Raw genomic sequence first — 1231 nt, 5'->3', positions numbered from 1 at the left:
TGCGGGAAGAAAGCAAGAAAGCCCTGGCCAGCATGCCGTCGGTGTGGGAATTGGCGCGCAAGACCGAGGAACACGTCAAGGGCATGATAGTGCCCGGCACCTTGTTCGAAGAACTGGGCTTCAATTATTTCGGCCCCATCGACGGCCATGACGTCGACATGCTGGTATCGACGCTGGAAAAGCTGAAGGACATTTCCGGACCGGTGTTTTTGCACGTGGTGACCAAAAAGGGCAAGGGCTATGCCCCGGCCGAAAAGGACCCCTTGGCCTACCACGGCGTACCGGCCTTCGACCCCAGCAAGGATTCCCTGCCCAAATCGGCGCCGTCGCCGCACCCGACCTACACCGAAGTGTTCGGCAACTGGTTGTGCGACATGGCCGCGCAAGACGAACGCCTGCTAGGGATTACCCCGGCCATGCGCGAAGGCTCGGGTCTGGTGAAATTTTCCCAGCAATTCCCCAAGCGCTACTTCGATGTAGCGATAGCCGAGCAACACGCCGTCACCCTGGCGGCCGGCCAAGCCTGCCAGGGCGCCAAACCGGTGGTGGCGATTTATTCCACCTTTTTGCAACGCGCCTACGATCAGTTGATTCACGACGTGGCCTTGCAGAATCTGGATGTGTTGTTTGCCTTGGACCGGGCCGGTCTGGTCGGTCCCGACGGCCCGACTCACGCCGGCAGTTACGATTTCAGCTACATGCGCTGCATCCCCAACCTGCTGGTGATGGCGCCGGCCGACGAGAACGAGTGCCGGCAAATGTTGAGCACCGGTTTTCATTACAACGGCCCGGCCTCGGTACGCTATCCGCGCGGCAAGGGACCCGGCGTTGCGGTCGACGGCGGCTTGACGACACTGGAAATCGGCAAGGCCGAAATCCGGCATAAAGGCAGCCGCATTGCCATTCTGGCCTGGGGCAGCATGCTGGCGCCGGCCCTGGACGCCGGCAAGCAACTGGGTGCCACGGTGGTCAACATGCGCTTCGTCAAACCCTTCGACCAAGCCTTGGTGCTGGAACTGGCCAAAAGCCACGACAGTTTCGTCACCGTCGAGGAAAACGTCATCGCCGGCGGCGCCGGCAGCGCCATCAACGAATTCCTGCAGGCGCAAAAAATCCTGCTGCCGGTACTCAACCTCGGCCTGCCCGACCGCTTCGTCGAACAAGGCAGCCGCGAGGAACTGCTGAGCCTGTGCGGCCTGGATGCCAAGGGCATCTTGGCCGCCATCGAAGC

General features: G+C 61.6%; 1 protein-coding gene. It reads left to right on the top strand.

Annotated features, from left to right (window positions below):
* The coding region (gene dxs / locus NP590_RS20390; protein ID WP_256604583.1) for a 1-deoxy-D-xylulose-5-phosphate synthase at positions 1-1231 on the top strand (1231 nt) is incomplete at both ends.

Origin of the sequence: Methylomonas subterranea (assembly GCF_024505185.1) — a bacterium.
Taxonomy (GTDB): Bacteria; Pseudomonadota; Gammaproteobacteria; order Methylococcales; family Methylomonadaceae; genus Methylomonas; species Methylomonas subterranea.
Note: the sequence above shows the minus strand (reverse complement) of the source record. Positions and strands in the feature narration are given on the sequence as shown.